Origin of the sequence: Rhodococcus sp. MEB041 (genome assembly GCF_030208955.1) — a bacterium.
In the GTDB taxonomy this organism is placed as follows: domain Bacteria; phylum Actinomycetota; class Actinomycetes; order Mycobacteriales; family Mycobacteriaceae; genus Rhodococcoides.
In genome coordinates this window covers 327,447-348,615 of the sequence record NZ_JARVSZ010000003.1, presented here as the reverse complement: position 1 = coordinate 348,615, position 21,169 = coordinate 327,447, and the positions used below count along the sequence as shown (strand labels likewise).

Sequence of the window (21,169 nt, the reverse complement as noted above, 5' to 3'; positions counted from 1 at the left end):
CCTCAGCCCAGCCACAGCCACGCTGCGAGGCCGAACCCGCACAGCGCCACGGCGATCCGGAGCGGATTCGGCGGAAGGTGTCTCACGATGCGCGGGCCGAGCGTTCCCCCGGCGATGGTGCCGATGCCCATCGCCAGTGCGGCGAGCCAGTTCACCTGGCCGGAGAACGCGAATATCACCGCGGCGACCAGGTTGGCCACACCCAGCAGGTAGCTCTTGAGGAGCGTTGCGCGCCAGACGGGTTCGGCCGTGCAGATCAGCGTCAAGGCCATGAAGATGACGCCCGCACCCGCGCCGAAATAGCCGCCGTAGATCGCGACGAGGAAGATCGCGCTCGGATACAGCACCGGGAACGTCCGGTCACCGGCGAGGACGCGGATCCGCGGCTGCAGCAGCATGGCGACGGATGCGAGAACGACCAGGATCGGCACGACCGCCTCGAACGTCTCCCCCGGCGCGCGCAGCAGGACGACGGCTCCCGCGATGCCGCCCAGCGCGGCCCACAGGGTGAGCCAGAGCAGCGAACGACCGCTCTTGGCAAGCTCTTTGACCGACGACGCGGTGGCACCCACACCGGCCCCGACGAGCGCCACGGTGTTGGTCACGTTGGCCGCGACCGGTGGCAGCCCCACCGCCAGCAGCGCGGGGTACGACACGAGCGACGCCAGGCCGGTGATGTAGCCGATGACTCCGGCACCGAAGCCCGCCGCGATCAGCAGGACGAACTCGGTGACGGTCACGGGGTGAAACGTAGCAAGCCGGTGATCACTCCGACGGCGAGGCCATCTCGCGCATCAGCATGTTCGTCATGCGCGCCGCGGCATCGGTTCCGTCGGCGTCCTCGATGTAGACCGCGAAGGCCAGATCGCCCTTGGTGCCGAGGAACCAGCGATCGTCTCCGTTGTCCCCGGCGAGCCCGGTGACCGACGGATCGCTGACACCTTCGCTGCGGGCGTTGTCACGCAGTGTGTTCCGCAGCGAGGTCAGCACGGCCGGGGCGACGGGCGAGCCCGCACCGGACACCGTCGCCGGTGCGCCGCCGACGATCATCGGAGCCGGTGCCGATCCGCGAGCGACGGCCGCCGCCATCTCGGCGAGGCCGAAGGGTGTCACCGTCATGCCGGACACTGACGACGTCCGGCTGACACCGCGGAACTGGTCCACCGCCGACTGGCCGTCGGGGAGCGAGGCGGTGACGGCGTCGAGACCGGGGATGTCGAAGGAGGTGCCCAAGCCGAACTGGCGTGCGGCGTCGGAGAATCCGATCTTCTGGCGGTCGGCCGACGCCTGGATCACGTCCACGAGCGTCCCGGCGGGGTAGAGGCCGGTGAACGCCGGCGTGCCCTCGTCGTTGGCGTAACTGTTCTGCGCGGTGGCGACGACGGCGCCGGTGGACGGCTTCATGACCACGATCGAGGCCGGGGTCCCGACGCTGACGGCGGCGGTCTCCGCAGCGAGCTGCACGGCCGGGTCGAGAGTGGACGTGATGTCGGGTGATCCCGGACCCTGGAAACCTGCCAGTCGGGTGGTCTCGCCGTCGGTGTCCGCGACCTCGACAGCCCAGCCCGCGGTGGCGTCGCGGGAGTCCTGCCACACGGTCCGCAGCGAGTCCAGCACCGGCGACGTCAGCCGCCGGTCACCGGCGATGAGCTTGGGTTCCGCGTAGAGGACCACACCGGGGATCGCACGCAGGTCGTCCTCCAGCACGGCGTAGTCGTCGGCACGCAGGTTCACGGCGGTGATCACGGCACCGGGGTCCGCCGCGACATCGGCCTGGAGCGACTCGGACGTGATCAGCGGCGCCACGACGTCGATGACGTCGGCGAGGCGGGACGTCGTGTCGGCCAGGTCGGAGGTCGCGGAGGGATCGAGCCGCACGGAGGCGACGTTCTGTTCCGCCATCATCACGGCGCCCGAGGCGTCGAGCACGCGCGGTGCGGGTGCATCGGTCCGGGCGTAGCGGACGGACCCACCGGCACGCAGTTCCGGGGCGAGGATCGACGGATCCCACGAGATGCGCCAGCCGACGCCGAGCTTGCGCGTCGACCCCTGGGTGGTGACGCGCCACTCGCGCGAGTCCTGGCCGCGGGGCTCGCCGAACGACCAGGTGGAGTCGACGGTGAAGAAGCCGGACTCGTCGTCCAGGCCGATGTACTGCGACATGCGGCTCGTCGAGACTCCGGGCCCCATCGAGTCGAACATGGCGCCGATCGTTTGGGCCGCGGCATTGGGGTAGGAGGTCAGCGCGGCGGCCGCGGCCACGTCACGTTGATCGAGGGCGGCGACGAACCGGTCCACCAGCACCGCCGCCTCACTGCGAGGCTTGTTCACCACGAACGAGGCGACGGTCGCGAGCGACACGAACACTGCGAGCAGCGCGACGACGTACCTGGAACGCAGAACCATGCCCCAATAATCACATGAGTCACACCAGTAACACAGCACGGTGAGCACTCGGACCGGTCACGATCCGGTCACCCCGTGCGCCTTGTGCGTATCCAGGGGTGCGCAAAAGGCGCACAGCGCCGAAGGCCACTCAGCGCAGGAAGGACCCCGCCACCGTCAGCGCCGGCGCGGAGGAGTCGCCGCCCTCGACGAACACGGCGAACGCCAGGTCACCGCGGATGCCGACGAACCAGCCGTGCGCCGGGCCGCTCGCGACCTCGGCGGTGCCGGTCTTACCGAGCAGTCCGTCGATGTCCTGCAACTGCGTCGCCGTACCGGCGGTGACCGTCTCCCGCATCATGGCGCGCAGCTGGTCGGTCACCTCCGCCGGCGGGGCTGCGACGGTGCGATCCGCGGTACCGGGTCGTCCGCTGATCATGGTCGGCGACGGGGCGGATCCGTCCGCGATGGACGCCGCGACCAGGGCCATGCCGAACGGGGACGCGGTGACGGTGCCCTGCCCGATCGCGCTCTCGACGCGCTCGGCCGACGTCGTCGCGGGCGGAACGCTGCCGGTCACGGTGGTGAGCCCGGGTGTCAGGTAGTCGACGCCGAGCCCGAACTGCAGAGCCGCCTGCTGCAGCGCGTCGTCGGGCAGATCGACGGCCAGCTGACCCATGGTGGTGTTGCACGAACGCGCGAATGCCGTCTGGAGCGGAACCGATCCGAGGTCGAAGTTGTCGTCGTTGGGGATGGTCCGGCCCTCGATGTTCGCGGATCCGGGGCACGGCACCACGGTCGTGGGGGTGACGGTGCCCGCCTGCAGTGCCGCCGAGGTGGTGACGGTCTTGAAGGTGGAGCCCGGCGGGTACAGGCCCGTGAGGGCGATCGGGCCCTGCGCGTCCGCGGCCGAGTTCTGCGCGACGGCCACGACGTCTCCGGTGGAGGGCCGGATCGCCACGACGGCCGCGGCGTTCGCTGTCGACGCGAGAGCGTTCTCCGCCTTGAGCTGCAACAGTGTGTCGAGCGTGACCTGGATGTCCGGGCCGACGGTCGCCTCGACGCCGGTCACCCGCTGGGCGACGGAACCGTCGGCGGCCACCAACTGCACGGCCCACCCGGCGGTGGCGTCCTGCTGCTCCTGCCACAGCTGCGCCACGTCGTTCAGCGCGGGAGAGGACAGTGCGCGATTCTCGGTCAGGAGCCGCGTCTGCGGCGCCAGAGTGACGCCGGGCAAGGCGGAGAGCAGAGACTCGATGGGGGCGAGATCCTCCTGCCGCAGGCTCACGGCCGTCACCGACGGAGCGCTCGACTGCGCGTCACGAAGGGATTCCGCCGTGACCGTCGGCGCGAACGGCGACACCAGTGCCGCGACGGCGCCGGGATCGGCGGTCTGGTCGAGATTCACCAGCGTCACCACCTGCTGCGACATGAGTGGCGCTCCCGAGGTGTCGACGACGCGAGGCGCGGTCGACGCGGTGACGGGCGTGTACCGAACCGTCGTCTCCGGAGTCAGGCCCGGTACGACGACACCCGGGTTCCAGGTGACCTTCAGCCCCTGTCCGCCGTCGGCGACGGATCCGGTCGTCGTGTAGGTCCAGACGCGTTCCGCGTCCGCCGGGGCCGACGTGGTGGGAGCTGCCGTGGTGGTCGCCGTCGCGGATGCGGTGCCGGTCGCGGGTGCCTCCGCATCCTCGGGCGGTGCAAAGGACCAGGAGGCGGACAGTGTGAACGTCTGCTGCTCGTCGTCTGCCTGGCTCACCGTGAACCGCGGTGTCGCCGTGACTGTTCCGCCACCGCCGAGTCCGTCGTACATCTGGGTGAGCACCGCGGTCGCTGCCGCCGGATCCGAGGTCAACTCTGCCGCGGCGCCCACGTTCTGTGTGCTCAGCGCTTCGGCGAACCGATCGGCCGTCACACGGGACGCCGGGGGCTCGTCGGCACTGCACGCGGTGGCGGCGAGCGCGACCGCGATGGTCGCGGCGGCGAGACGGAGTCCGCTGCTGGTGGAAGGGCCGAATCGGCGGGACGGTCGAGACATCAGCGAAGGCACGCACTGATAGTGCCCCACCGATCCGTCGGTCACACGACGCGACGAACTCTTGACGCTCGGCGCGACATGTGTAATCTTGTAATCAATGGCGTTGTAATCAAGTAATCGCGCCACTGGCGAAAGTAGAACATCATGAATCCCCATGACACCTTCCCCTTCGGGGAACGACCCTCCAGTCCCTTCGGTCGAGGTGACGCACCCCGGCGCGGTGGACCCCACGGACACGGCCGCGGTCGCGGCGCAAAGCGCGGCGAACGCGTCGGCCGGCCCGGCGGATGGCAGCAGAAAGACGTACCCGACGCAGGCGATGCGGAACAGTGGTTCCTCGGCCGCTTGCCCGACGACTGGTTCGACGGCACTGCCACGGTCGAGGTCGACCGCGAGGAGATCGTCGTGATCGGCGAGCTGAACGCCCCCGAGTCCGATGCCGGCGCCGAGGGCCGCATCGCTCGATTCCGCGAGTCCACCCGCGACGATCGGATGCGTATCGCCGACGAGGCCGAGGCACGCTACGGCCGCAAGGTCGCCTGGGGTGTCACCATCGACGGCGACACCACCCTCTTCACCCACCTCGCGGTGCCGGTCATGACTCGACTGCGTCAGCCGGAGCGCAAGGTGCTCGACACGCTCGTCGACGCCGGCGTCGCACGCTCGCGCGCCGATGCTCTCGCCTGGGCCGTGCGGTTGACCGGCGATCACATCGACCCGTGGCTCGCAGAACTGCGCGAGGCCATGGCGAAGGTGGACGACCTGCGGGCCCAGGGACCCGACGTCCGGAACACCCACACTCAGGACGACGAGACCGACTGATTCACAGCCGTATTCGACATCTCTGTTGACCGTTCTGCGCTGCCGACCTAGAGTTGGTAGCTCATCGTCCCCGACGAACGGACAGGCAGTTGCTCCTCTCGTAAGTAGTGCGGATCCCACCGACGCGCACGTCGCGGTGGCACGACACTCCTCTCGAGGTGCTCCATGTCAATATCACCCTCCGTCGTTCTCTCCGATCTCACCTTCTCCTGGCCCGACGGCCGGCCTGTCCTCGACGGCCTGGACGCATCGTTCATGCCGCGCCGGACCGGCCTCGTCGGCACCAACGGAGCGGGCAAATCCACTCTGCTGCACCTGATCACCGGGCGGTATCGACCGCAGCGCGGGTCCGTGCGCGTCACCGGCACCGTCGGCCATCTTCCCCAGCAGGTGGTCATGAACGTCTCGGACACCGTCGCCGATCTCCTCGGCATCGGAGACGTCCGACGGGCCCTGGCACGCATCGAGCACGGCAGCACCGATCCCGACGACTTCACCGTCGTCGGGACGGACTGGGACGTCGAGGAGCGCACTCTCGCGTTGCTCGACTCGGCCGGCCTCGGCGAGAGTCTGGGCACGGCAGCAGATCTCGATCGACCGATGAGAACCCTGTCGGGGGGCGAGTCGACGCTCGTCGCACTCGTCGGTCAGGTGATCCGGCGGCCCTCCGTCCTGCTTCTCGACGAACCGACGAACAACCTGGACCAACGAGCTCGCTCCGCTCTGGGACGAGTACTCGACGAGTTCTCCGGCGCCGTCGTCGTCGCGAGTCACGACCAGGGCCTGCTCGACACCATGGACGACATCGCCGAACTCCACTCGGTACGGTCGTCGCCCGCGTCGCTCCGGATGTTCGGCGGGAACTGGACGCACTACCGGAGCGTCGTGGAGGGCGAGCAGGAGGCGGCGCGGTCCGCGGCGCGGTCGGCCGATCAGGATCTGCGCCGGCAGAAGCGGGATCTGGTCGAGGCGCAGACCACCGTGGCCCACCGGCGACGGATGGGAGAGAAGGCATCTCGCGAGAAGCGGGTACCGAAGATCGTCGCCCACAACCGGCGCAGCGCCGCACAGGAGTCGGCTGCCAAGTACCGCATCGGACACGAGGACCGCGTGGCGGATGCCCGCGCCCGCGCCGACGAGGCGCACGAGATGATTCGTGACGACACCGAGATCGTGGTGGATCTGCCCGAGACGGCGGTGCACGCGTCGAAGTCGGTGGCGTCGACGGGCGAGATGCTGCTCGATCTGGACGGTCGGTACCCGGACAGGACGGTCGAACTCACGATCATGGGCCCGGAACGCATCGCGCTCGTCGGGGACAACGGAGTCGGCAAGACGACTCTCCTGCGATCTCTGGCGCCGTCGGTGCCGACCGCGGTGCTGCCGCAATCCCTCGACGTGTTCGACGACGATGCGTCCGTGGTGGAGAACGTCCGCCGCGCGGCACCGGACACGTCGATCACCGACGTCCGAACTCGGCTCGCTCGCTTCCTCTTCCGCGGTCGGCGCGCAGACGCGGTGGTGCGCACGCTGTCGGGCGGGGAGCGGGTGCGGGCGGCACTGGCGATGCTGCTGCTGGCCGATCCGGCTCCGCAGCTGCTCATTCTCGACGAACCGACGAACAACCTGGATGTCGCGTCGAGGACGCACCTGAGCACGGCGCTGTCGTCGTATCGGGGAGCCCTGATCGTGGTCAGCCACGACGAGGCGTTCCTCGATGCGCTGGGGATCACGCGGCGGGTCGATCTGACCGCCGACGGGCTCACCTCGACGTCCACCTGAGATCGCCCACCTGCGACCATGGCACCGTGGACTTCGCGACGAACCCGGTGGACGGCACCCGCATCGCCTGGTCGGTGACGGGTGACCCCACCGGCCCGCCGGTGATGCTGGTGCACGGCAGCCTGTTGTCGCACCAGATCTGGCGCACCTTCGGCTACGTCCGTGCGCTACGCGACCGGTACCGCCTGATCCTCGTGGACCAGCGTGGACATGGCCGGAGCGAGGCTCCTCGCGACGTCGAGGCCTACTCGATGGACCGTGTCAGCGAGGATCTGGTCGCCGTCCTGGACGCGGCGGACGTGTCCGCCGCGCACTACGTCGGCTACTCGTTCGGCGGTCGGTCCGGCCTCAATCTGGTCACCCGCACTCCCCAGCGTGTCGCATCACTCGTCGTGGGCGGAGCCGGATCGGGGCCGCAGAAGGGCGCGCTGGACAGCCTGTTCTTCGACGGCAGCGCCGACGTCCTCGCCGAACGGGGAATGGACGGGTTCGTCGACGAGTGGGCGAACCGCCGCGGCTTCCCGGTCGACTCCGGCACCCGAGCCGCGTTCCTGCGCAACGACTCCGAAGCGTTGGCCGCCTACTTCCGGGCATCGGACGACGATCCCGGTATCGCCGACGACGCCGTCCGCGCCATCACGGCGCCGACACTGTTCTACGTCGGCTCCCGCGACGTCCAGCGTATCGACGACACCCGTCGCACCCGATCGCTGATCGCTGCCGCCGAGTACGAAGAGCTCCGCGGGTACGACCACGCGACGGCCGTGGCCGCGCCGGAGGCCGTCGAACTCGTGTCCAGGTGGCTGAGTGAGGTCACGTCGTCGGAGCGGTGAGCGGATCGGGTGCTCGCCGTGTACGGCCGGTGTCGGACACGACGGCGAAACCTTCCCGTGCCCAGTACTCGAATCCCCCGATCAGCTCCCGCACGCGGGAGTAGCCGAGGCGACTGAGCGTCAGGGCCGCTCGGGTGCTGCCGTTGCATCCCGGTCCCCAGCAGTAGACGACGATGTCGGCGTCGCGATCCGGCTCCACCTCGGCGATGCGCGTGCCCAGATCGGCCCCGACGATGTGCACCGCTCCGGGAATGCGTCCCGCACTCCAGGACGCGTCCGAACGAACGTCGATGAGCAGCGGCCCCGCACCGCGGGATCGCTCGGCGGCGAGATCGGCGGGATCTGTCTCGAACCTCAGTTTCGCGGCGAAGAAGTCGGCGGCGGACGGTGTCTGTTGCATGACCTCAGCCAATCCTGTTCGGGCGACTGGGAGAAGTGATGATCACCGGCTGATCGCACGATCCGGCGTCGATCGGCCGGTATCGTTTTCTTTGTGCCGCGTAATCCACACCCCGAGGTCGACGAGATCGACCGGCGACTGCTGGACGAGCTGCAGAGTGACGGGCGCGCGATTGTTGCACATCTGGCCCGAGTGGTAAACCTGTCGTCGAGTGCGACGGCCGACCGCGTCCGTCGCCTGACCGACATCGGCGTCATCACCGGCTACTCCGTCACTGTCGACACCGAGGCTCTCGGCTACACGGTCTCGGCGTTCGTCCGCCTGGCGTACCCGTCGGGTAATTACGGTCCGTTCGACGCACTGGTGGCGTCCACCCCGGAGATCATCGAGGCGCATCACGTCACGGGTGACGACTGCTTCATCATCAAGGTCCTCGCCCGCTCGATGCGGGATCTCGAACGTGTCACCGGCCGGCTCGCCACCCTCGGCTCCATCACCACTAACGTCGTGTACTCGAGCCCACTCCCCAGTCGGCGCATCACTCCTGCGTGACGGCCCGTCGGTGGCCTGGACCTTCGATCAACGCACGTCGCGCAGCCATGCGATGCCCACGGTGACCATGGTGAACGTCGTCCTCTCGAAGCCGTCCGGCCGCGACCGTCTCAGATGAGGCGGTTCCCGCGTCGGACGCGCTGCGACAACGGGTGTGCGCACCCCTTCTAGTGACCGCACACCCCTCCCCACCGGCCGCAGACCGTGTGCGCTCACCGCTGGGGGTGTGCACACGGCTTGCGGCCGCACCTACGGGCCCGTCGGTAGCCTGGCGAACATGGCGTCACGGTTCTGGTCCCTGCTCGGTCGTTCGGTCGCGAAGGGGCATGCGCGGTCGCGAGGTGCCGTGGATGCCGCCCGGGCGCTCGAGGACCGCCACCGCGACCTCGACGCGGACGGTCTGCGTGCCGCGGCCGACGGTCTACGCGGACCCGGCTCCCTCGACGTGCCCGCGTTCCTCGCGCTCGCCCGCGAGGCGTCCGATCGTGCGTTGTCCCTGCGCCCCTTCGATACTCAGCTCTACGGAGCCGTACGGCTGCTGGAGGGCGACGTGATCGAGATGGCGACGGGTGAGGGGAAGACGCTCTCCGGCGCCGTCGCGGCCGCCGCCTACGTGCTGCAGGGCAGGGACGTGCACGTGGTGTCGGTCAACGACTTCCTCGCTCGACGCGACGCCGAGTGGATGGGCCCGTTCTACGACGCGCTCGGAGTCACGGTCGGGTGGATCACGGCGGAGTCGACGGCGGATGAGCGGCGCGCTGCCTACGGGTGCGATGTCACTTACGCCTCGGTCAACGAGGTGGGCTTCGACGTGCTGCGCGATCATCTGGTGGACGATGTCGAACTGCTCGTCTCCCCGACCGCGGACGTCGCCGTCGTCGACGAGGCCGACTCGGTGCTCGTCGACGAAGCTCTGGTGCCCTTGTTTCTCGCCGGCTCCATCGATCAGGACGTGTCGGCCGACGACGTGCTCGACGCCGTGCGGTCTCTCGACGCTGACACCGACTGGGAGGTCGATGCCGAGCGTCGCAACGTGTTCCTGACCGATGCCGGGGCCGAGAAGCTCGAGGACGCACTGGGCGGGATCGATCTGTACAGCGAGGAGCACGTCGGCACCACGTTGGTGCGCGTCAATCTCACCCTGCACGCAGAGGTGTTGGTACGCAAGGATGTCGACTACATCGTGCGGGACGGTCGGGTACAGCTGGTCAACGCCTCCCGCGGCCGTGTCGCGGAGCTGCAGCGTTGGCCGGACGGTCTCCAGGCCGCGGTCGAAGCGAAGGAAGGCCTGGCGCGCACGGAGACCGGGCAGGTCCTGGACACCATCACCGTGCAGGCCCTGATGGGTCGGTACCGCCGCGTGTGCGGAATGACCGGAACGGCTCTCGCAGCAGGAGAACAGCTTCGGACGTTCTACGGCCTCGGGGTGTCGGTGGTCGAGCCGAACGAGCCTCTCGTCCGCGTCGACGAGGTCGACCGCGTGTACGCCACCGCTCCCGAGAAGAACGCGGCCGTCGTCGCCGCGGTGTTGGAAGCCCACGCCACGGGGCAGCCCGTGCTCGTGGGGACGCACGACGTCGAGGAGTCCGAATCGCTGGCCGCCCGGCTCGAGGACGCCGGAGTGCCGGTGGTCGCCCTCAACGCGAAGAACGACGCGGAGGAAGCCGAGATCATCGCGCGCGCCGGACTGCGCGATGCGGTGACCGTCTCGACGCAGATCGCCGGCCGCGGCACCGACATCAGGCTCGGGGACGGCGTGACCGACCTCGGCGGCCTACTCGTGATCGGCACCGCGCGTTACGTCACCGAGCGCCTCGACAACCAGCTACGGGGACGCGCCGGGCGACAGGGTGATCCGGGCCGCTCCGTGTTCTTCGCCAGCTGGGACGACTCGCTCGTGACGCGCTACCTGGAGAAGAGCGATCGCCCCGGCCACCCCGACGACACGGGCTTCCTCGAGTCGGAGGTCGCGGCCAAGCGCATCGACCACGCGCAGCGCGTCGCGGAGGGCGCGATGCTCGACACCCACGCGTCCACGTGGCGGTACAACCAGCTGACTGCCCAGCACCGCGACATTCTCGACACGCGTCGGGCCGCGCTGCTCGGCACCGACGAAGCGTGGGACCTGCTGGCCACCCGTAATCCCGAGCGTGCCGCGGAACTGGAGGCCGTCGACTCCGACGCCCGCGTACGCGCCGCCCGGCGCATCGTTCTCCACCATCTCGACCGCGCGTGGTCCGACTACCTGGCGCACCTCGGCGATGTCCGCGAGAGCATTCATCTCCGGGCACTCGGCCGACAGAACCCGCTCGACGAGTACCACCGCATCGCGATCGAGGCGTTCGCCGAGGTGCAGTCCCATGCCCTCGAGGAGTCCGACCGCACCTTCCTGACCTCGACGATCACCGACGACGGTGTGGACCTTGAGTCGGCGGGGCTGGTGCGTCCGTCTTCGACCTGGACCTATGTTCGCGAGTCGCACCGTCCACTCGCGTTCTGAGTGGCCTTCGGCTCCGTGCGCCCTTTGCGCATCCGGAGATGCGCAAAAGGAGCACGGGGGACGAAGTCCCACTATTGCGAGTGATCACTCTCTAAGTTACGGTGAGCCCATCGCACAGTGATGGAGGTCACATGAACGAATCGCACTTCGATGTGGTGATCAGCGGCGGGACCGTGTTCGACGGAGATGGTGGGCCGGGAGTTCGCCGCGATGTCGGCATCGTCGACGGCGTGGTCCGTGCCGTGTCCTCGGACGCGCTCGACGTCGGACCGGACACCGAGGTCGTCGACGCCACCGGCCAGTGGGTCATGCCGGGATTCGTCGACGTGCACACTCATTACGACGCGGAGGTCCTGGTGGGGCCGGGCCTGAGCGAGTCGGTGCGCCACGGCGTGACGACGGTGCTGCTCGGCAACTGTTCGCTCTCCACCCTGTACTCCACTCCCGTCGACATCGCCGACCTGTTCAGCCGCGTCGAGGCCCTCCCCCGCGATCACGTGCTCAAGGCCGTCGACACGCACAAGACCTGGTCGGGCCCGGAGGAGTACATCGCCGCGCTCGAGCGCCTCCCGCTCGGACCGAACATCGCTGCGCTGGTGGGGCACTCGGACCTGCGCGCCCACGTCATGGGACTCGACCGGTCGACCGACCGCTCCCAGCGACCGACGCGCGAGGAGACGGCGCAGATGGCGGACGCTCTCGAGAAGGCACTCGACGCGGGCATGCTCGGCATGTCCACGATGACCAATCCCTGGGACAAGCTGGACGGGGATCGATACCGCTCGCGCTCGCTGCCGTCGTCCTACGCGTCGTGGTCGGAGTTCCGGCGTCTGCACAAGATCCTGCGTCGCCGCGGCCGTCTGCTGCAGAGCATTCCGAACCTGAACACCAAGTACGACATGGTGTTCTTCCTCGGCGCCGCGACGGGCATCGGCCGACGCGCACTGAAGGTCTCGCTGCTGGCCGCCGCCGACGCCAAGGCCTCGCCGTGGATCCACCACATCTTCGGTCCGCTGGCCGCTGCGGTGAACGGACCAGGCAAGGGGCAGTTCCGCTGGCAGCACCTGCCCACGACGTTCGACGTCTACTCCGACGGAATCGACCTGGTCGTCTTCGAGGAATTCGGTTCCGGCAGAGCAGCTCTGCACCTTCGTGAGGAGCTCGGCCGTAACGAACTGCTGAAGGACGAGGCGTATCGACGCTGGTTCCGCGCCGACTTCGAGAAGAAGTTCTCCTCCCGTGTGTGGCACCGAGACTTCGGCGACGTCATCATCACCGAATGCCCCGACTCGTCCGTCATCGGCAAGAACATCGCAGAGTTGGCACGGGAGCATGGGATCCACGTCGTCGACGCCTTCCTCGACCTGGTGGTCGAGCACGGCCGGAAACTACGCTGGCACACCACCATCGCCAATCATCGCCAGAAGCAGATGGACAAGCTGATCACGAAGCCCGGTGTGACGGTGGGGTTCTCCGATGCCGGGGCGCACCTGCGCAACATGGCGTTCTACAACTTCGGCATCCGCCTGCTGCGGCGCGTGAACGACGCCCGCGAGTCGTTCCTGACGGTCGGCCAGGCGGCTCACAAACTCAGCGGCGAGCTCGCCGACTTCTACGGCGTCGACGCCGGCCACCTGCGTCTCGGCGATCGCGCCGACATCGTCGTGGTGAATCCCGCCGGCCTGACGGACGAGGTCGACGCGTACAACGAGGAGACGATGCCGGAATTCGGGGGTCTCAGCCGCATGGTCAACCGTAACGACACCGCGGTCACCGCGACGCTCGTCGGCGGACGAGTCGCGTATCGCGAGGGCCGATTCGCCTCCTGGTTCGGGGTGTCCGAGCGGGCGGGCCGATTCCTGCGAGCGGGCGTGAGGACACCTGCGGCCACTACCGTGTCCGTGTGAGACGAACGCAGGAAGAGCGCCGCACCGACACCATCGCGCGACTCCTCGACGCGACCATCGCGTCGCTGTGCGAGAAGGGGTACGCCGCCACGACGGTCAACGAGGTGGTGACCCGCGCGGGAGTGTCGTCGGGTGCACTCTTCCGGCACTTCCCCACCCGTCTCGATCTCGTCGTGGCCGCGGCGGACGAGGTCCGGAGGCGCCAGTTCGAGGAGTTCCGCGCCGGGCTGTCCGGCTTCGGCTCGGCGTCCGTCGAGCACTGCCTGACGTTGCTGCGCGCCGCGTGCCGGGCGCCGATCAACGGTGCCTGGTACGAGCTGCTCATCGCCGCCCGGAGTGACGATGCACTGCGGGAGCGTCTCGTTCCGTTCACCGTGCGCTACCACCAGGAGATCACCGACCTCGGACGCTCGCTGCCGATCGCGGGCACGATTCCCGCGGCGGAACTCGATACGGTGCTCTTCACGGTGGTACACCTCCTCGACGGGGAAGCCCTCTCCGCCGTGGTGCATCCGCAGCCCGAGCAGGACGAGGTGCGGCTGCACCTCGTCGCGCGACTGCTCCGAGGAGAGTCGCTGTACAGAAGGAGCGAGGCAGGATGACCGAGCCGCACAGCAGGTGGACCGCTCACTCGACGGGTGCCGCACTGGCCGTGTTCGAGTACGGCGATCCGGAGTCGGACACGACGGTGCTGCTCGTGCACGGGTATCCGGACGACCACACCATGTTTCACCCGATGATCGACGCCATCGGTGATCGCGCCCGCGTCATCGCCTACGACACGCGCGGTGGTGGCCGCACCGTCGTCGAGCACCCGGAACGGTCCGAGTCGTTCGCCATCGAACGCCTGGCCGACGACACCTACGCGGTGGTCGAGTCGATCCCCGATCTCCGCGGAGCGGTCCACGCCTTCGCCCACGACTGGGGTTCGGTGCAGATGTGGGAGCCGATGCGCGATCCCCGCGCCGCCGAGGTGTTCGGATCGTTCACCTCCGTCTCCGGTCCCAGCATCGACCACCTCCGCGAGACGTCGCGTCGGCGCGGACTGCGGCCCACCCAGTGGCCGTCGGTGCTCGGTCAGCTCGCCCGGTCGTGGTACATCTGGGGCTTCCACGTGCCGGTCCTGGGAAAGTACGTTCCGACTCTGTTCGTCCAGGCCGGTCCCGCGGACCCCGCTCCCGCCGCGGATCCGCTGAACATGCAGCGTGGTGTCGAGCTCTACCGCGCCAACATCATTCGGCGCATGCTGTCCGGGCCACCACCGCGGTGCGACGTACCCACACTCGTCGTGGTTCCGCTGAAGGATCGCTTCCTCTCCCCCGATCTGGTCCAGGACGTCGACCGCTGGGTCCCCGACCTGACCGTCCTGGAGGTCGACGCGAAGCACTGGTGGCCCTGGAGTCACCCGGGAGACGCGGCGGACGTGCTGCTCGACCACGCCGGCCGGGACCGATAGCCCCGGCGTCAGGTCTCGGTCGTGTCGACCGGACTGCGGCGCCGACGGATCACCCCGGTGACGACGGCCGTGATCGCGCCGACAGCGAGGACGATGGCCGAGGCGAACGGGAGCCTGGTGTCGACGAGACCCAGCACGACGACGACGGGAATGGCCAGCGCCGGCCACGGGAACACCGTTCTCCAGTCGCCGGAACTCCAGCCGAGAACGGCGCAGATCCCGACGACGAACAGCGCCACCCCACCGGACAGGGCCCAGCGCCCGGCATCGGTCAGTTCGCCGACGGGATGCAGGACGTACTGCTGGATCCCGACGCCGAGGAGAGCGACACCCAGGGTGAGAGGGAGGTGCCCGTAGACGTACCCGTCGGCACGCCCACTGCCCACCACCCGCTCGTCGTCCTGGATCTCCGTCTTGGCCTCCGCGCCGCCGATGTCGAAGTACATCCACCACACGGCTGCAGCGATCGTGAATCCGAGTGCCGCGACGGCGACGGACGAGAACATCCAGTGGGTGTCGTGCATCCCGAGCACCACAGCCGAGATCGACTCACCGAGAACGAGAATGACGAAGAGCCCGAACCTCTCCGGCAGATGCTCGAGGTGCAGCGGAACATCCGGTCCCCAGTGGGTCGCGGCGAACGGCGCCGCGGCCTCCACCATGATTCCCACCGCCCACAGCAGGTAGGTGATCGGTGACGGGGTGAGCAGCGAGACCGTCCAGATCACGATACTGACGCCGGTGGCCGCGAGGTACAGATCGATCGTGACGCGGACGTCGGGGATGTGCCGCCGTGCGCGAAGATACAGACCGGCGAGAATCACCCGCGTCGCGATGTACCCGGCTCCGAAGGCGACGGTGCCGTCGCCGCCCACCGCCGTCGCGGCACTGGCGGCCATCACCGCCACGGCGAAGGTGGCGGCGAGTTTCAGCAATCGGTACAGCACGTCGTTCGTGTCGAACCTGTTGGCGTACAACGTGGTGGTCACCCAGGACCACCACGTGACGGCGAAGATTCCCGCGAACTCGGCGATGCCCTGCCAGCGAAGGTCGTCCTTCAGTGCGAGTGCGAGTTGGTGCACGACCAGCACGTAGGCGAGGTCGAAGAACAGCTCCAGCCGGGTCGCGCCGCGATCGGCCTCGGTCCGTAACTTCGGCGGTCGCACCAGCGGAGTGCGCTGGTCGGCTCCCGCGTCGGTATCGTCGTCCGGTGTCGTTGCCACGTCATCACCACTCTGCGGTTGCGACCCGGACAGACCTCGCGGATCGGGCGATCAGCCGACGATGCGCGACACTACGCCGCGAGTGACCTCCTCGGGACGAAACTGCTCGCTCGCGTACGCGGAGATGGCGACCACTCCGCCGGCCAACGCGGGGACGACCCACTGCAGTGCCTGGAGTTTCTTCTGCGCGGCCGCCACGTGCGGTGGCGTGGACGCGGTGGGCGTGGTCCCGTCGGAGGCTGGTACCGCACCTTCCTTCGAGACCGTCTGTCCCAGAACGCGGCTGTACGCGGTGACCGCCAGTGCGGCCGCCGTGAGCGCGGTCTTGGCGACGGCCATCGAGGCGACGCCGTCCTGCGCCTTCAGACGTCCGTAGTCGTTCTTCAGCAGTGCTGTCGCACCGGCGAGATGGACACCGATGGCCGCGGCGTTCACCGGCGTCCACCGATCCCATCCCTCGTTGGTGACAGCCCCGGTGGAGGCGGCGGTGTCGGCGTTCGACGACGCCTCGTTCAGTGCGACGGCATTGGCGAGGGTTCCGCCGAACCAGGCCGCGAGTCCGACATCGTGGAGCAGGTGGGCAAGGGTGGCACGGGCCATGAGAATCTCCTGTGTCGAGAGCGAGTGCCTCGAACTACCCTCGTGCCGTGCGCTGAAACGTGTCGACCGGTCCAGGACGTCGACCGCCGGGTGCCGGACCTGACCGTCCCGGAGGTCGACGCGAAGCACTGGTGGCCCTGGAGTCACCCGCGAGACGCGGCGGACGTGCTGCTCGACCACGCCCACAGGGACCGACAGCCCGCAGGCGAGTGTGAGTACACACGATCGACGAACACTCTGCCGATCCGCAGAATCACCGGCGATCCTGTGGCCGCACGCTCACATGCGAGGTCCCGCGACGATGGACGGGTGTGGGAACGGTCTTCCCGGCACGTTCCCACACCCGAGTCTTGCCCCCTGCTGCTCAGGCCCCGATCCGCTCCCCCGAGGTCGGGTGGAACAGGTACGCGGTGCCCTCCTGCTTGGTCAGCGTGACTTTCTCGCCGATCCGCGCGGGTGCCCTCCTGGGAGAGCGTGCCACGATCGTGGCCGGTGTGCCGTCCGAGGCGCGGATCCGGGTGTCGTCGAAGCTGGCGTAGAGGTAGCTCTCGTTGCCCAGTTCCTCCACGAGGTCGACGGTGACCAGCAGTCCGTCGTCGTCCGCGGAGCCGATCGCGAGCTGTTCTGGACGCAGGCCGAGGGTCACCTCGTCGAGTCCCGCGGCGGCGATGGCGGTGAGCTGGTCGCGCTCGAGGGGGACGGTGCGCTCACCGACCTTCAGTCCGCCGGACACGACGGGCACCGTGAACAGGTTCATCGCCGGCGAGCCGATGAATCCGGCCACGAAGGCGTTGACCGGGTGGTCGTAGAGCTCGGTCGGCGCGGCGAACTGCTGCAGCTTGCCGTCCTTGAGGATCGCGACGCGGTCGCCCATCGTCATGGCCTCGACCTGGTCGTGGGTGACGTACACGGTGGTCGTCCCCAGCCGACGCTGCAGCGCGGCGATCTGCGTGCGTGTCTGTACCCGCAGTTTGGCGTCGAGGTTCGACAGCGGCTCGTCCATGCAGAACACCTGGGGCTCACGGACGATCGCGCGGCCCATGGCGACGCGCTGCCGCTGACCGCCGGAGAGCTTGCCGGGCTTGCGATCCAGGTACTCGGTGAGGTCGAGGAGTCGGGCCGCCTCGGCGACGCGGGCCTGACGCTTCTCGAGGCTGACCCCGCGCATCTTGAGCGCGAAGCCCATGTTCTCGCCGACGGTCTTGTTGGGGTAGAGCGCGTAGTTCTGGAACACCATCGCGATGTCGCGGTCCTTGGACGGCACACCGACCATGTTCTTCCCGCCGATCTCGATGGCACCGCCGTCGATCTCCTCGAGACCGGCGAGCATCCGCAGCGCGGTGGATTTCCCGGAGCCCGACGGGCCGACCAGGACGACGAACTCGCCGTCCTGGATGTCGAGGTCGAGCGAGTCCACCGCCAGCTTGTCGGCGCCGTCGTAGATGCAGGACGCTTGCTTGTACGAGATTGCAGCCATGGTTCTTTCTCCTACTTGATGGCGCCGAAGGACAGGCCGCGCACGAGCTTGTTCTGCGCGAACCATCCGGCGAGGACGACGGGGAGGGCTGCGAACGTCGCAGCGGCGGAGAGCTGGGCCCAGTACAGGCCTTGCCCGGTGATGAAGCCGACGAGGTAGACCGGAATCGTCTGTGCCTGAACGGCAGTGAGGTTGACGGCGAAGAAGAACTCGTTCCACGAGAAGATCACACAGATCAGCGACGTGGCCGCGATGCCGGGCGAGACCAGCGGCAGGATGACCTCCCGCACCGATGTCCACAGCGAGGCACCGTCCATGCTCGCGGCCTCGAGCAACTCGCTCGGGACCTCGAGGAAGAACGACCGCATCATCCACACCGCGATCGGCAGATTCATCGCCGTGTACAGGATGATGAGCGCCCAGATGTTGTCGAGCAGACCGATGTCGCCGACGATGACGTACAGCGGCACGATGGCCGCCACGACCGGCAGCATCTTCGTCGAGATGAAGAAGAAGAGCACGTCCTGCGTCTTCTTCACGGGACGCAGCGACAGGGCGAATGCAGCCGGGACACCCAGCAGCAGAACGAGAATCGTGGACACGACGGTCGCGAAGGCCGAGTTGAGCAGCGTGGTGCCGATGCCGCTCTCGAGAACGCCGCGGTACTGGTCGAGGGTCGGGGTGAAGAAGATCTTCGGCGTCGCGGTGTACGCATCGGCTTCCTGCTTGAACCCGGTGATGACCATCCACAGGACCGGGAAGAAGAAGGCGATGCCGGCGACCCAGGCGACGAAGGACCAGATCGATCCGGGCCCCCATCGCTTCTTGCGTGTGATCGGCGCGGTGACGCTCGGAGTTCCGCTGCCGGCGCTCCGCTCGGTGGTGGTACTCATCAGGCAGCCTCCTCTTTCCCGCTGAAGCTCGTGAAGATCAGTCGCAGCGCCAGTGTGCTGACGACGATGGTGGCCACCACGGTGACGACGCCCATGGCCGCGGCCTGGCCGATGTCGAAGCCGAGGAACGCTCGTTGATAGATGTAGAACGGCAGGTTCGACGACGCCACACCCGGGCCGCCGGACGTCATCATGTAGACGGCGTCGAAGGTGTTGATGAGGTAGATGGCGCCGAGGACCGCTCCGAGCTCGATGAAGCGTCGCAGATGCGGCAACGTCAACTCGCGGAACAGTGCGACGGGCCCGGCGCCGTCCACCCGCGCCGCCTCCGCGATGTCCTTCGGCATCGACTGCAGTCCCGCCAGGATGAGCAGCATCATGAAGGGGGTCCACTGCCAGACGAGGTTGGTCATGACCGCGGCGAGCGGGAACCGCGAGACCCAGTCGATCTGGTCGACCCCGAACGGGCTGAGCACGAAGTTGATGAGGCCGAACACCGGGTCGAACATGGTGGTCTTCCAGATCAGTGCACCGGCGACCGGGGTGATGAGGAACGGAGTGATCAGCAGGGTGCGGATCAGACTGCGGCCGATGAACTTACGGTCCAGTAGCAGTGCGAGCACCAGGCCCAGCGCCACCGAGATGATCACCGTGCCCACGATCATGATCACCGTGTTGAACGCGACCGAGCGGAACTGGCTGTCCCGGAACACGTCCACGTAGTTGTTCAGACCGTTGAACTCCCGCGATCCGGGGCGCACCAGGTTCCACGACTGCGTCGAGTAGTACAGCGTGAACAGGAACGGGATCTGCGTGACGACGATCGCGAAGACCATGGCCGGCAGCAGGGGACCGCGGCGCCGCCACCCCTCCGCCTTCGAGATCACCCGTTCGCGAGGAACGAACGGCGTCTCGGATCTCGCCGAGCCGACTTCGGTCGTGGTCATCACTGATCCTCCTGATACGTCTTGCCGACCACCTCGGCGTACTGCTGCGCTTGAGCGAGCGCGTCCTGGACGCTGATCTGTCCTGCCACGGCGGCGCTGATCTGCTGACTGACCCGGGTGCCGAGATCCTGGAACTCGGGGATGGTGAGGAACTGGACGCCGGTGTACGGCACCGGATCGACCGTCGGGTTCAGCGGATCGGCATTGTTTATCGAGTCGAGTGTGACCTGACCGAAGGCGGCCGACGCCTCCTTGTACTCCGGGATCTCGTAGGTGGACAACCGGCTTCCCGGTGGCACCCGCTCCCAGCCGAGCTCTGTGCCCACCTTCTTCAGGTACTCCTTGTTCGTCATCCACGACACGAACTTCCAGGCGTCGTCCGGGCTCTCCGACGTCGTCGGGATGCCGAGCGACCAGGAGTACAGCCACCCGTTGTCGCCCTTTGCCGCCGACGGGGCCTTGGCGTACCCGATCTTGCCTACGACGTTGCTCGACGTGGGGTCCTCGAGCACCGACACGGCCGAGGTGGCGTCGTACCACATGGCCGTGTTGCCCTGTGCAAGTTGCGTTCCGCACTCGCTGAAGCCGCTCGTCGCCGCGCCGGCCTGTCCGTGCGACCGGACCAGGTCGACGTAGAACTGCACGGCTTCCTCGACCTGCGGACTGTCGAGTTGCGCGTTCCAGTTCTCGTCGTACCACCGGCCGCCGAAGGCGTTGATGACGGTGTCGAGGGGCGCGAGCACCTCGCCCCAGCCGGGCTTGCCACGCAGGCAGATGCCGGACATGCCCGGACGGTCGAGTGTGGCGGCGGCCTCGGCCACCTGGTCCCAGGTGGGCTCGGCCGGTATCGTGATGCCTGCTTCCTCCATCAGGTCCTTGCGGTACATGAGGAAGGACGACTCACCGTAGAACGGCACCGAGTACATGCTTCCCTCGTAGGACAGCGACTCCTTGAGCGACGGGATGAAATCGTCCTCGTCGTATCCCGGTGTGGCCTGCGCGTACTCGGACAGATTGGTGAGCCACCCGTTCTCGGCCCATTGCGGCGTCTCGTAGTTGCTGATCATCACCACGTCGAACTCACCACCGCCCGTGGCCACCGACGCCGTGATCTTCGCGCGCGCCTCGTTCTCGGACAGCGAGACGAACTTCAGGTTCACACCCGGGTTCTCGGCCTCGAACTCCGGTGCGAGCGAGATCGCGTCGGACATCTGCGAGTTGGAGACGATGGCCACGGTGATGGTCGTGCCGCCACCGTCACCTCCGAACGATCCCGCGCCCGCGCAGCCGCTCGCCGTCAGCACGGTGGCTGCGGCGAGGGCGGCGAGTGGGACGAATCGTGATGTCACGT

18 protein-coding genes are annotated in these 21,169 nt (G+C 68.1%); 8 read left to right on the top strand and 10 right to left on the bottom strand.

From position 1 onward, the window contains the following. Window positions 1-2: 2 nt before the first annotated feature. The 3 genes from QRN16_RS11485 to QRN16_RS11475 all read right to left on the bottom strand — a co-directional run bounded on the left by QRN16_RS11485 (window position 3) and on the right by QRN16_RS11475 (window position 4,438). The gene (locus QRN16_RS11485) at window positions 3-740 is read right to left on the bottom strand and encodes a sulfite exporter TauE/SafE family protein (RefSeq protein WP_027506168.1); all 738 of its coding nucleotides are present in this window, start codon (window positions 738-740) and stop codon (window positions 3-5) included. Between the two features lie 25 nt (window positions 741-765). Further along, window positions 766-2,406, bottom strand: a complete 1,641-nt coding sequence (locus QRN16_RS11480) for a penicillin-binding protein 2 (protein ID WP_027506167.1) — start codon at window positions 2,404-2,406, stop codon at window positions 766-768. A 130-nt stretch (window positions 2,407-2,536) separates the two neighbouring features. Then, window positions 2,537-4,438 carry a penicillin-binding transpeptidase domain-containing protein gene (locus QRN16_RS11475; RefSeq protein WP_285186768.1) on the bottom strand — a complete coding sequence of 634 codons (1,902 nt, stop codon included), beginning with the start codon at window positions 4,436-4,438 and terminating at the stop codon, window positions 2,537-2,539. 132 nt (window positions 4,439-4,570) lie between these two features. Between QRN16_RS11475 and abmR the strand changes: the two genes are divergently transcribed. The 3 genes from abmR (at window position 4,571) to QRN16_RS11460 (ending at window position 7,863) form a co-directional block, all read left to right on the top strand. Further along, the gene (gene abmR / locus QRN16_RS11470) at window positions 4,571-5,248 is read left to right on the top strand and encodes an ATP-binding transcription factor AbmR (protein WP_285186766.1); all 678 of its coding nucleotides are present in this window, start codon (window positions 4,571-4,573) and stop codon (window positions 5,246-5,248) included. A 165-nt stretch (window positions 5,249-5,413) separates the two neighbouring features. Continuing rightward, window positions 5,414-7,030 (top strand): ABC-F family ATP-binding cassette domain-containing protein, encoded by a 1,617-nt coding sequence (locus QRN16_RS11465; protein WP_285186764.1) that lies wholly within the window; start codon window positions 5,414-5,416, stop codon window positions 7,028-7,030. A 26-nt stretch (window positions 7,031-7,056) separates the two neighbouring features. Further along, the gene (locus tag QRN16_RS11460; protein ID WP_285186762.1) at window positions 7,057-7,863 is read left to right on the top strand and encodes an alpha/beta fold hydrolase; all 807 of its coding nucleotides are present in this window, start codon (window positions 7,057-7,059) and stop codon (window positions 7,861-7,863) included. Here QRN16_RS11460 and QRN16_RS11455 read toward each other — a convergent pair. Beyond that, window positions 7,844-8,263, bottom strand: coding sequence for a rhodanese-like domain-containing protein (locus tag QRN16_RS11455; protein WP_222646355.1), 420 nt, complete (start codon window positions 8,261-8,263; stop codon window positions 7,844-7,846). The two genes, QRN16_RS11460 and QRN16_RS11455, sit on opposite strands and share 20 nt — an antisense overlap. Before the next feature lie 93 nt (window positions 8,264-8,356). Here QRN16_RS11455 and QRN16_RS11450 point away from each other — a divergent pair, with 93 nt between their 5' ends. The 5 genes from QRN16_RS11450 to QRN16_RS11430 all read left to right on the top strand — a co-directional run bounded on the left by QRN16_RS11450 (window position 8,357) and on the right by QRN16_RS11430 (window position 14,678). Continuing rightward, window positions 8,357-8,815 (top strand): Lrp/AsnC family transcriptional regulator, encoded by a 459-nt coding sequence (locus tag QRN16_RS11450; RefSeq protein ID WP_285186758.1) that lies wholly within the window; start codon window positions 8,357-8,359, stop codon window positions 8,813-8,815. Between the two features lie 277 nt (window positions 8,816-9,092). Continuing rightward, window positions 9,093-11,315, top strand: coding sequence for an accessory Sec system translocase SecA2 (gene secA2 / locus QRN16_RS11445; RefSeq protein ID WP_285186752.1), 2,223 nt, complete (start codon window positions 9,093-9,095; stop codon window positions 11,313-11,315). Between the two features lie 131 nt (window positions 11,316-11,446). After that, the gene (locus QRN16_RS11440; RefSeq protein WP_285186750.1) at window positions 11,447-13,222 is read left to right on the top strand and encodes an N-acyl-D-amino-acid deacylase family protein; all 1,776 of its coding nucleotides are present in this window, start codon (window positions 11,447-11,449) and stop codon (window positions 13,220-13,222) included. Continuing rightward, window positions 13,219-13,824 (top strand): TetR/AcrR family transcriptional regulator, encoded by a 606-nt coding sequence (locus tag QRN16_RS11435; RefSeq protein WP_285186748.1) that lies wholly within the window; start codon window positions 13,219-13,221, stop codon window positions 13,822-13,824. Before QRN16_RS11440 ends, QRN16_RS11435 begins: the two co-directional genes overlap by 4 nt. Then, on the top strand, window positions 13,821-14,678 hold the full coding sequence (locus QRN16_RS11430; protein ID WP_222632210.1) for an alpha/beta fold hydrolase: 858 nt from the start codon (window positions 13,821-13,823) through the stop codon (window positions 14,676-14,678). The genes QRN16_RS11435 and QRN16_RS11430 overlap by 4 nt, the downstream gene beginning before the upstream one ends. 8 nt (window positions 14,679-14,686) lie before the next feature. On the opposite strand, the gene QRN16_RS11425 is transcribed toward QRN16_RS11430, so the two are convergent. From QRN16_RS11425 to QRN16_RS11400, 6 genes are all read right to left on the bottom strand, one after another. After that, window positions 14,687-15,901, bottom strand: a complete 1,215-nt coding sequence (locus QRN16_RS11425; protein ID WP_285186744.1) for a low temperature requirement protein A — start codon at window positions 15,899-15,901, stop codon at window positions 14,687-14,689. Between the two features lie 51 nt (window positions 15,902-15,952). Next, window positions 15,953-16,501 (bottom strand): hypothetical protein, encoded by a 549-nt coding sequence (locus tag QRN16_RS11420; RefSeq protein WP_222646360.1) that lies wholly within the window; start codon window positions 16,499-16,501, stop codon window positions 15,953-15,955. Between the two features lie 364 nt (window positions 16,502-16,865). Beyond that, complete coding sequence (locus tag QRN16_RS11415) at window positions 16,866-17,978, bottom strand: ABC transporter ATP-binding protein (RefSeq protein ID WP_027506158.1); 1,113 nt, start codon at window positions 17,976-17,978, stop codon at window positions 16,866-16,868. 11 nt (window positions 17,979-17,989) lie between these two features. After that, entirely contained in the window at window positions 17,990-18,871 is an 882-nt protein-coding gene (locus tag QRN16_RS11410; protein WP_027506157.1) for a carbohydrate ABC transporter permease, read from the bottom strand. After that, the gene (locus tag QRN16_RS11405) at window positions 18,871-19,818 is read right to left on the bottom strand and encodes a carbohydrate ABC transporter permease (RefSeq protein WP_027506156.1); all 948 of its coding nucleotides are present in this window, start codon (window positions 19,816-19,818) and stop codon (window positions 18,871-18,873) included. Before QRN16_RS11405 ends, QRN16_RS11410 begins: the two co-directional genes overlap by 1 nt. Then, window positions 19,818-21,167 carry an ABC transporter substrate-binding protein gene (locus tag QRN16_RS11400; protein ID WP_285186736.1) on the bottom strand — a complete coding sequence of 450 codons (1,350 nt, stop codon included), beginning with the start codon at window positions 21,165-21,167 and terminating at the stop codon, window positions 19,818-19,820. The genes QRN16_RS11405 and QRN16_RS11400 overlap by 1 nt, the downstream gene beginning before the upstream one ends. Window positions 21,168-21,169 lie beyond the last annotated feature (2 nt).